Raw genomic sequence first — 9,919 nt, forward strand, 5'->3', positions numbered from 1 at the left:
CGGGGCCCGAACCACCGGGGCCTGAACCGCGGGCTCCCGGAGCACCGCGGGGCCGGTGTCCCCCACCGGGGGGTGGGGACACCGGCCCCGCGGGTCACACCACCAGGCTGAGCAGCGCGGCCACGACGAAGCCGACCACCGACAGGACCGTCTCCAGCACGGTCCACGTCTGGAGGGTCTCCTTGACCGACAGGCCGAAGTAGCGGGACACGATCCAGAACCCGCCGTCGTTGACGTGCGAGGCGATGATCGAGCCGGCGGCGATGGCCATGACGACCAGCGCCAGCCGCGGCTGCGAGTACCCCAGGTCCGCGACGACCGGGGCGACGATGCCCGTGGTGGTCACGATGGCGACCGTGGCCGAGCCCTGGGCGATGCGCATCCCGCAGCTGATCACGTAGGACAGGGCGATCACCGGCAGGCCCAGGTCGGCCAGCGAGCCGGCGAGCACCTTGCCGACGCCGGTGGCGGCGAGCACCGCGCCGAAGAAGCCGCCCGCGCCGACCACCAGCAGGATCATCGCGACCGGGCGCAGCGACGCGGCGGACAGCTCGGTGACCTGCTCGCGGGTCATGCCGCGCCGGTACCCCAGCAGCCAGAACGCGAGCAGCACGGCGATCGTGAGCGCCACGGCGGGCGTGCCGAAGAACGTGAACACGCCGAGCGCGGTGGACCCCTCGGGCAGCAGGACGCTGCCGAACGTGCCCGCCAGGATCAGCACCAGCGGCACCGCGATGACGCCCAGCACCAGCGACAGCGGCGGCTCGCCCTTCGCCTCCCGGTTCCGCAGTTCCTCCGCGGCGGCCAGCATCTCCTCGGGCACCGGCACGTGCAGGCGCTTGCCGATCCACGACGAGAACAGCACGCCGCCGACGAACCACGACGGGATGGCCACGGCGAGCGCCATGAGGATGATCCAGCCCAGTTCGACGCCGAGCAGGCCGGCCGCGGCGACCGGGCCGGGGTGGGGCGGCATGAACGCGTGCATCACGGACAGGCCGGCCAGCAGCGGCAGGGCGTAGAGCACGATCGACCGGCCACTGCGCTTCGCCGCGACGTACACCAGGGGCGCGAGCACGAAGATGCCGATGTCGAAGAACACCGGCACGCCGAAGATCAGGCCGGACAGGCCCATCGCGAGCGGGGCGCGCTTCTCGCCGAACGCCCGCAGCAGCGACCGGGTGAGCACCTCGGCCCCGCCGGACGCCTCCAGGATCGCGCCGAGCAGCGTGCCCAGGCCGATGATGGCGGCGATGTGGCCGAGGATGCCGCCGAAGCCCTTCTCCAGCAGGGACTCGGAGGCTTTCTGCGCGGAACCGACGAGCGCCTCCACGGGCAGGCCGGCGGCGAGCGCGACGAGCAGGCCCACGACCAGCAGGGCGATGAACGGTTCGACCTTCAGCCTGATGATCAGCGCCAGCAGCAGGGCGATGCTGAGCGCGGACAGCGTCAGCAGCCCTCCCGTCGAGTGCTGCAACCAGTCGATCACGCGTGGCTCCGGGGGTTTCGCAGGGACGTGCCGGGCAGGGCGTCGGTGCGTTCGCCGTCGTCGAGCACGGGGACGCCGTTGACGACGACGTGGCTGATGCCCGCGGCGGCGCGCCGGGGCTCGTCGAAGGTGGCGGTGTCGGCGACCGCGTCGGGGTCGAACAGCACCAGGTCGGCGGCGAAGCCCTCGCGCACCAGGCCCCGGTCGGCCAGCCGCAGCCGCCGCGCGGCCCGCCCGGTCAGGTGGTGCACGCACTCCTCCAGGCCGAGCACGCCGAGTTCGCGCACGTACCGGGCGAGGTAGCGGGGGAACGTGCCCCAGGCGCGCGGGTGCGGCCGGTCGCCCACGAGCAGGCCGTCGCTGCCGCCGGTGTGCGCGGGGTGGCGCATGATCGCCCGCACGTTGTCCTCGTGGCCGACGTGCATGAGGCACGAGGTGCCGAGGCGCTCGGAGACCAGCACGTCGAAGTACAGCTCGGCGGGCGGCCGGCCGGCGCGGCGCGCGGCCTCCGCCACCGACAGCCCCACGAGGTGCGCGTTCTCGGCCCGGCGCACGCCGTTGACCTCGATCGTCGCCCAGTCGACGGGCACGCCGTGGCAGCCGTCCGAGCCGACCTCCTCGACCTCGACCCGGATGCGCTCGCGGGTCGCCGGGTCGGTCAGCCGGGCCAGCGTGGCGTCCGGGCCGCCCTCGCCGGCCCAGCTGGGCAGCAGCGCGGACAGGTACGTCGCGCCCGGCAGGTACGGGTAGGTGTCGAGCGTGATGTCGACGCCGGTCGCGAGGGCGTCGTCCAGCAGGGCCAGCAGCTCGCCCGCGCGGCCCCGGTTGACCTCGAAGTTCATCGTGGCGTGCGCGAGGTGCAGCGGGCAGCCGGACTCCCGCGACACGGCCACCACCTCCGCGTACGCCTCCAGCGCGCCCGCGCCGTAGCTGCGGTGGTGCGGGCTGTAGAACCCGCCGTGCTCGGCGACGACCCGGCACAGCGCGGTCAGCTCGGCGGTGTCGGCGTACATGCCGGGCGTGTAGGTCAGGCCCGAGGACAGGCCCACCGCGCCCTCGCGCAGCGACGTGGCCAGCACCTCGCGCATCCGGTCCAGCTCGGCGTCGGTGGGCGGCCGGTCGTCGTAGCCGACGCACAGCATCCGCAGCGTGCCCTGCGGCACGAGGTAGGCGGCGTTGACGGCGATGCCCCGGTCGAGCCGGTCGAGGTACCCGCCGACCGAGCGCCAGTCCCAGTCGAACCCGGCGGGGTCGTCGTTCCACCCGGCGAGCTGGGCGCGCAGCGCGGCGAGCACGCCGTCGTCCACGGGCGCGTAGGACAGCCCGTCCTGGCCGAGCACCTCGGTGGTCACGCCCTGGGTGACCTTGGCCAGGTGCTCGGGGTTCGCGAGCACCTGGAGGTCGGAGTGGGAGTGCATGTCGATGAAGCCGGGCGCGAGCACGCGGCCGTCGGCCTCGACGGTCCGGCGGCCGGTGACCCGGTCGCCGATCTCGGCGATCCGCCCGTCGCGCACGCCGACGTCCGCCCGGCGGCCGGGCGCGCCGGTGCCGTCCACGACCAGCGCGCCCCGGAAGACGATGTCCACGCCGCCCCCTCAGAAGTAGGTCCGCACGAGGTCGACGACGGTGGTGCCGTCGACCACCGGGATGAGCTGCCACTTGTCGAACACCGTGCACGGGTGGGACAGGCCCAGGCCCACCCAGTCGCCGACCTCCACGGGGTCGTCGGGGGAGAGCCGCACGAACGCGTGCTGGTCGTTGAGCGCGGTCACCTCGGCGGTCAGCGGCCTGACCGCGCCGTCGCGCCCGCGCACCAGCTGGGGTTCGGGCAGGCCCTCGTCGAACGACGCGTCGCGCTTGCCGAGCGTGAGCAGCGCCAGGCCGGGTTCGGGCCGCGACGTGACCTGCGCCCAGGCGCGCAGCGCGGGCCGGAACGGTTCCGCGCCGGGCGTGCGGCCCAGCGGCGAGATGCCCCGGTAGAACCCGTCGTCGTGGGTGACGTACGCGCCGCTGCGCAGCACCGGCCGCACCGGGAACGGCCACTCGCGGGTCAGCGCGGCGGCCACCTGGTCGAAGTACGCGCTGCCGCCCGCGGTGACGATCGGCTCGTCCACCTCGAACCCGTCGCGCAGCCGGGTCGCCAGCTCCCGCAACGACTCCAGGTAGCCGTCGACGGTGGCCCTCGCCCCCGGCGACGCGTCGTGCGCCAGCGCGCCCTCGTAGCCGCCGACGCCGGCGAGCCGCAGCGCGGGGCTGGCCTCGACCGCCCGCGCGACCGCCAGCGCGGTGTCGAGGTCGCGCGCGCCGGTCCGGCCGCCGGGCGCGCCCAGCTCCACCAGCACGTCCACCGGCCGGTCGGGCGTGCCCAGCACCTCGGTCATCCGCTCGACGGCCGCCCGCGAGTCGACCCAGCAGGTGAACTCGAACGTCTCGTCGGCCAGCTCGTCGGCCAGCCAGCGCAGGCCCGCCGGGTCCACGAGCTGGTTGGCCAGCAGGACGCGGCCCACCTCGAACGCCCGGTACACGCGCACCTGGCTGATGGTGGCCGCGGTGATGCCCCACGCGCCGTGCGCCAGCTGGCGGGCGAACAGCTGCGGGGCCATGGTCGTCTTGCCGTGCGGGGCGAGCAGCACGCCGCGCTCGGCGCACCAGCGGGCCATGGTGGCGAGGTTGTGCTCCAGGGCGGCGGCGTCGAGCACGACCAGCGGGCCGACGAACCCGTCGGCGAACAGGTCGGGCCGGCGGTCGACCAGCTCGCCGACCGTGCCGCCGAACGCGTCGGCGGGCAGGCCCTTGAAGCGCCAGTCCACCCGGTCCTGGCGGATGGCGTCCACAGCGTCGAGGTCCACGGGGATCGGCACTCCTCACGTTGCATTATACGCAACGGCTATTGCGCGATGTGATGTCGAAGTGTGTAACATTCGGCTCGCCGCCCGTCAACGCGAAGGCGCTGGGAGGAGCACGGATGCGGTTCGACCTGCCGGGTGGCGTGGTGTGCCTCGGCGAGACCATGGCGGTGCTGGTGCCCGCCGACCCGGGCCCGGTGCGCGCCGCGCGCACGTGGACCCGGGCGATCGGCGGCGCCGAGTCCAACGTGGCCGTCCACCTGTGCCGACTGGGCGTGCGCAGCCGCTGGGTGGGCGCGGTCGGCGACGACGCGTTCGGCGGCGCCGTCCTCGACGCGGTCGGCGGCGCGGGCGTCGACGTCACCGGCGTGCGGGTCGACCCCGACCGGCCCACCGGCCTGTACGTCAAGGAGGCCGACGCCGCCGGCAGCCGCGTCCGCTACTACCGGCGCGGGTCCGCCGCCTCCGCCCTCGACCCCTCCGTGCTCGACCGGCTCGACCTCCGCGACACCCTGCTCGTGCACGTCACCGGCATCACCGCCGCCCTGTCCGACAGCTGCCTCGACCTGCTGCGGGCCGTGCTCGACGGGCCGCGCGCCGCACCCGTGTCGTTCGACCTGAACTGGCGGCCCGCGCTGTGGCGCGACCGCGACCCCGGCGTGCTGCGCGACCTCGCCGACGCCGCCGACGTCGTGCTCGCCGGGGCCGACGAGGCGCAGGCCGTGTGGGGCACCGGCGACCCCGACGAGCTGCGCGCCCTGCTGCCCCGCCCGAGGACGCTGGTCGTGAAGCACGGCGCGCGCGGCGCGACCGTCGTGGAGGACGGCGCGACGACCTTCCACCCGGGCCTGCGGGTCGACGTCGTCGAACCCGTCGGGGCGGGCGACGCGTTCGCCGCCGGCTACCTCGCCGCGCACCTCGCCGGCGACCCGCCGGCCCGCCGGCTGCGCGCCGGGCACCTCCAGGCCGCGTCCGCACTGCTCACCAGGGAGGATGTCGGCGAACCACTGCCGCCCCACGTCACCGCGCCGCTGCTGGACGCCGACCCGGGCACGTGGGCCGCCGCACACCTGAGGAGACGTCGATGAGCCAGAGCCTGGACCGGGCCCTCACCCTGGTGCGCGAGCTGGCGACCGGGCCGAAGACCCTGGAGGAGCTGTCCGGCGTGGTCGACGTCCACAAGTCGACCGCCCTGCGGCTGCTGCGCACCCTGGAGTCGCACCGGTTCGTGCAGCGCGACGGCGTGCACCACTACCGGCTGGGCACCGCCCTGTTCGACCTCGCCAACCGGGCGCTGGAGGAGCGCGACGTGCGGCGCAGCGCCGAGACCGCGCTGCGCGAGCTGAACGCCCGCACCGGCTACACCGTGCACCTCGCGTCCTACGAGGACGGTGAGGTCATCTACATCGACAAGTACGACAGCACCCACCCGATGCGCATGTACTCCCGCATCGGCCGCCGCGCCCCGCTGCACTGCACGGCCGTGGCGAAGGTCCTGCTGTCGGACCTGCCCGAGGCCCGCCGCCGCGAGGTCGCCGCCGCCATCGACTACGTGCCGCTGACCGCGAACACCCTCGTCACGCCCGAGGCGTACCTGGCCGAGCTGGAGCGCGTGCGCGCCGCCGGCTACGCCGTGGACAACGCCGAGCACGAGGACTTCATCCACTGCATCGCCGCGCCGATCAGGGGCGCGCGCGGCGAGGTGGTGGCCGCCGTGTCGATGTCCGTGCCGAAGGTCCTGCTGGACTTCGACGGCCTCATCGGCCACCTGCCCGACCTGCTCGCGACCGCGCGGGCGGCGTCCGTCGAGTGCGGCTGGTCGCCGCGCGACTGAAGAAGAGGAAGAAACGCATGTCGAAGACCGAGATCCGCACCGCCTCCGCCCCCACCCCGGTGGCCGCCTTCTCCCAGGGCGTCCGCAAGGGACCGGTCCTCCAGGTCGCGGGGCAGGTCGCGTTCGACCCGGAGACCGGCGCGGTCGTCGGCAGCACCGTCGCCGAGCAGACCGCGCAGGCGCTGCGCAACGTCGAGGCCGTGCTCGCGGCGGGCGGCGCGTCCCTGGCCGACGTGGTGATGCTGCGCGTGTACCTCACCGACACCGCGCACTTCGCCGAGATGAACGAGACCTACAACGCCCTCGTGACCGAGACCCCGTTCCCGGCCCGCACCACCGTCTACGTGGGCCTGCCCGAGGGCCTCCTGGTCGAGATCGACGCCCTGGCCGTCCTCGACTGACCCACCCACCCACCCCCGAGAGTCCAACCCCCAGACCCCGAGAGTCCAACCCCCAGGCCCGGCGAGTCCTACGCTCAGGCCCGGCGAGTCCTACGCCCAGGACCCGCGAGTCATGCGCTCGTGACCCGCGAGTCATGCGCTCGTGACCCGCGTGTCCTGCGTTCGTCCCCCGGCGACCGTCCACCCGGGCGCTCCCGGGTGGACGGGTGTACTTCTGCCGGTTGTTCTGCGTGGTGCCGGGGAACCCCGCGGGGTTGACTGGGGGCACCCGAGAGCACGGCACGGAAGGACCCCGGCGATGGCGAGGAACGCGTCACCGATCGGTTGACCTCAGGTGTGCGGCCCGGTCGCGGAATTCCCCAGCCGCGATCGGGTCGCCCAGGTCGTCGTGGACGTCGGCGAGGGCTTCGAGCACGTCCGCCAGGTCGTGGTGGCGCTGGGCGTCGGCCAGGTCGACGGCCAGCGCCAGCTCGACCCGCGCGCCCGCCGGGTCGCCGAGCCGGTGCAGCGCGAGCCCGCGCAGGCGGTGGGCCTCGCACAGCGTGGACGGCGCCGTGGCGCCCCGCAGCGCGTCCAGCGCCTCGTCCGCCACCGCCAGCACCTCGGCCCACCTCCGCAGCGGCACCAGGCTGTTCGCCGTGCGCACGAGCAGCTGCGCCGTCATCTCCGCCGCCATCACCGGCGCCATCGCCAACCGCCCTGACCGCACGGCACCCACCAGCTCCCGGTGCACCACCACCGCGTCCTCGTACCGCGCCAGCCCGTGCAGCACCAGCCCCAGGCACGACAGCGCGATGTGCTCGCCCAGCGCGAAGCCCGCCCCGCGGAACAGCACCTGCGCCCGCCGCGCGTCGCCCTGCGCCGCCTCCAGCCGGCCCGACCGCATCTGCGACACCGCCCGGTAGTGCATCGCCCAGCCCTGCTCCACCACGTCCCCCGACGCCACGGCCGCCCGCCACGCCTCGTCGTGCAGCGCCAGCGCCTCGTCGTAGCGGCGCAGCAGCACGGCCAACGTCCAGGTCAGGAAGTTCAGCTGCACGGCCTCGTCGCGCACGCTGCCCAGCGCCCGCGCCGCCGCCACGCCCGCCCTGAACACCTCCACCCACGTCTCGCCGCGCCCCCGCTGGTCGGAGTACCAGTGCATGGCCGTGGCCAGCCGCAGCACGTCCTCGTGCCGCCCGTCCCGCGCCGCCCACCGCAGCGCGCCCGCCCAGTTCGCGGTCTCCGCGCTGAGCCACGCGTCGGCGTCCTCCTGGCTGCGCAGCGACCCGGACGGCGCGCTGCTCGCGTCCGGCCCGAAGAACCCGGCCGCCGAGACCGCCGTGCCCAGCAGGTGGTCCACCACCCGCCGCCGCGCCGCGCCGACCACGGGCACCGGCTCCTCGTCCACCAGCCGTTCCCCGGCGAACACCCGGATCAGGTCGTGGAACACGTACCGCCCCGGCACCTCCCCGGTGGCGAGCAGGCTCACGTCGACCAGCTCCTCCAGCGTGTCCTCCGCGGAGAACCGGTCCACGTCGGCGAGCACCGCCGCCAGGTCCGGCCCGAAGTCCGCGCCCGGCACCAGCGACAGCCGCCGGAACAGCACCGCGGCCTTCTCGCCCAGCTGCCGGTAGGACATCTCGAACGCGGTGCGCACCTGGAGGTCGCCCGCGGTCAGCGCGGTCAGCCTGCGCCGCTCGTCGGCCAGCTGCTCCGCCAGGTGCGTGATCGTCCACTTCGGACGGCTGGCGAGCCGGTTGCCCGCGATGCGCAGCGCCAGCGGCAGGTGCCCGCACAGCATCGCGACCCGCGCCGCCTCCACCGGCTCCGCGTCGACCCGGGCCCGCCCCGCGATCGCGGCCAGCAGGTCCAGCGACTCGCCCGGACCCAGCACGTCCAGCCCCAGCCGCAGGCTCGCCTCCAGCCCGCCGAGGACCAGCCGCGACGTCACCAGCACCAGCGACCGCGACCCGGTCGCCAGCAGCGGGCGCACCTGCCCCTCGTCGGAGGCGTTGTCCAGCACCAGCAACGTCGACCGCTCCCGCAGCAGGGCCCGGTAGAGGTCCGAGCGCTCCGCCTCGCCGGCCGGAACCCCCTTTTCGTCCACGCCCAGCGCCAGCAGCATCCGGTGCACGACCTCCGAGGGGTGCACCGGCCGCGCGTCCATGCCGCGCAGGTTGAAGAAGAAGCACCCGTCGGGGAAGCGCTTCGCCAGCCGGTAGGCCGCCCGCACCGCCAGCGTCGTCTTGCCCGCGCCCGGCGGCCCGTGCAGCACCACCATCGACGTCGTCCGCCGCTCCGACCCGGCCGCGTCCAGGGCGGCCAGCTCGTCCTCCCGACCGGTCAGGTCCGCCACGTCCGGCGGCAGCGCCGACTGCGCGACCGGCGGCCCGGCGGGGGCGGTGCGCCGCGCCCGGCCCTCCTTCGCCGCGTCCAGCAGCTCCTCGACCTCGTGCCCGGCCAGCGCCAGCACCGCGGCCAGGGCCTCCACCGTGCGCCGCTGTGGCCCGCGGGCCCGGCCCCGCTCCATGTCGCTGATCGCCCGCACGCTCACCCCGGAGCCCTCCGCCAGCTCCTCCTGGGTCAGCCTCACCCGCCGGCGGTGCGCCCGCAGCAGGTCACCGAACGTCGTCCCCACCCCTGCGACAGTAGTAGCCGCCACGCCCACCCCGGCCGGGTGACGTCACCAACAATGACCATTCGCGCAACCATCCGGCAGCGGCCCGTCACCGGCGGCCCGAGCCTGGTAAGACCACGCACATGAAGTGGTACGCGGACCGCCCGGCCCGGTTGGCCCGGCAGGTGGTGGCCGACCTCGCGGCGGTGGCCTGGGTGTTGTTCTGGGCGACCACCGCCCTGGCGGTGGGCGAGGCCGTCCGGGCGCTGCGCGCCCCCGGTGACGGGCTCGTGGACGCCGGGCGCGGCCTGTCCGACACGTTCGGCGACGCCGCGGCCAAGGCCCGTGACGTGCCGCTGGTCGGCGACCGGCTGGGCGAGGCCCTCGACAAGGGCAAGGACGCGGGCGGCACCCTGTCCGACGCCGGGAACACGCAGATCGAGGCCGTCGAGACCACCGCGATGTGGCTCACCGTCGCGCTCATCGCCATCCCGGTCGCGTTCCTGCTCATCACCTGGCTGCCGCTGCGGCTGCGGTTCGCCCGCCGGGCGGGCGCGGCCAGGCGGCTGCGCGACCAGGGCCGCCTCGACCTGCTCGCGCTGCACGCCCTGAACAACCTGTCCCTGCGGGAGCTGGCGAACTTCCCCCAGGACCCGGTGGAGGGCTGGCGCCGCCAGGACCCCGAGGTCATCACGGCCCTGGCGGCCAGGCAGCTGCGCGCCAGCGGCGTGCGGACCTGATCACCGACAG

At 74.9% G+C, this 9,919-nt stretch carries 8 protein-coding genes; 4 read left to right on the forward strand and 4 right to left on the reverse strand.

What is annotated here, in order from left to right:
- Window positions 1–94 precede the first annotated feature (94 nt).
- The 3 genes from ACR807_RS39190 to ACR807_RS39200 are packed head-to-tail and all read right to left on the reverse strand — an operon-like array spanning window position 95 to window position 4,344.
- The gene (locus tag ACR807_RS39190; RefSeq protein WP_438926596.1) at window positions 95–1,489 is read right to left on the reverse strand and encodes a GntP family permease; all 1,395 of its coding nucleotides are present in this window, start codon (window positions 1,487–1,489) and stop codon (window positions 95–97) included.
- Complete coding sequence (locus ACR807_RS39195) at window positions 1,486–3,075, reverse strand: N-acyl-D-amino-acid deacylase family protein (protein ID WP_438926597.1); 1,590 nt, start codon at window positions 3,073–3,075, stop codon at window positions 1,486–1,488. The genes ACR807_RS39190 and ACR807_RS39195 overlap by 4 nt, the downstream gene beginning before the upstream one ends.
- 9 nt (window positions 3,076–3,084) lie before the next feature.
- On the reverse strand, window positions 3,085–4,344 hold the full coding sequence (locus ACR807_RS39200) for an amino acid deaminase (protein WP_438926603.1): 1,260 nt from the start codon (window positions 4,342–4,344) through the stop codon (window positions 3,085–3,087).
- Window positions 4,345–4,454: 110 nt separating this feature from the next.
- Between ACR807_RS39200 and ACR807_RS39205 the strand changes: the two genes are divergently transcribed.
- Genes ACR807_RS39205 through ACR807_RS39215 form a run of 3 tightly spaced genes read left to right on the forward strand, consistent with a single transcriptional unit; the run spans window position 4,455 to window position 6,570 of the window.
- The gene (locus tag ACR807_RS39205; protein WP_438926598.1) at window positions 4,455–5,423 is read left to right on the forward strand and encodes a sugar kinase; all 969 of its coding nucleotides are present in this window, start codon (window positions 4,455–4,457) and stop codon (window positions 5,421–5,423) included.
- Window positions 5,420–6,169, forward strand: coding sequence for an IclR family transcriptional regulator (locus ACR807_RS39210; RefSeq protein WP_438926599.1), 750 nt, complete (start codon window positions 5,420–5,422; stop codon window positions 6,167–6,169). The genes ACR807_RS39205 and ACR807_RS39210 overlap by 4 nt, the downstream gene beginning before the upstream one ends.
- Window positions 6,170–6,186: 17 nt before the next feature.
- Window positions 6,187–6,570, forward strand: a complete 384-nt coding sequence (locus tag ACR807_RS39215; protein WP_438926600.1) for a RidA family protein — start codon at window positions 6,187–6,189, stop codon at window positions 6,568–6,570.
- Window positions 6,571–6,883: 313 nt separating this feature from the next.
- Here ACR807_RS39215 and ACR807_RS39220 read toward each other — a convergent pair whose 3' ends face one another.
- Complete coding sequence (locus ACR807_RS39220; protein ID WP_438926601.1) at window positions 6,884–9,190, reverse strand: ATP-binding protein; 2,307 nt, start codon at window positions 9,188–9,190, stop codon at window positions 6,884–6,886.
- Between the two features lie 122 nt (window positions 9,191–9,312).
- Between ACR807_RS39220 and ACR807_RS39225 the strand changes: the two genes are divergently transcribed.
- A complete protein-coding gene (locus ACR807_RS39225; RefSeq protein WP_438926602.1) occupies window positions 9,313–9,909 on the forward strand; it encodes a hypothetical protein in 597 nt (198 codons plus the stop codon).
- Window positions 9,910–9,919 lie beyond the last annotated feature (10 nt).

It is taken from the genome of Saccharothrix sabaoui, from assembly GCF_051756985.1.
In the GTDB taxonomy this organism is placed as follows: Bacteria; Actinomycetota; Actinomycetes; order Mycobacteriales; family Pseudonocardiaceae; genus Actinosynnema.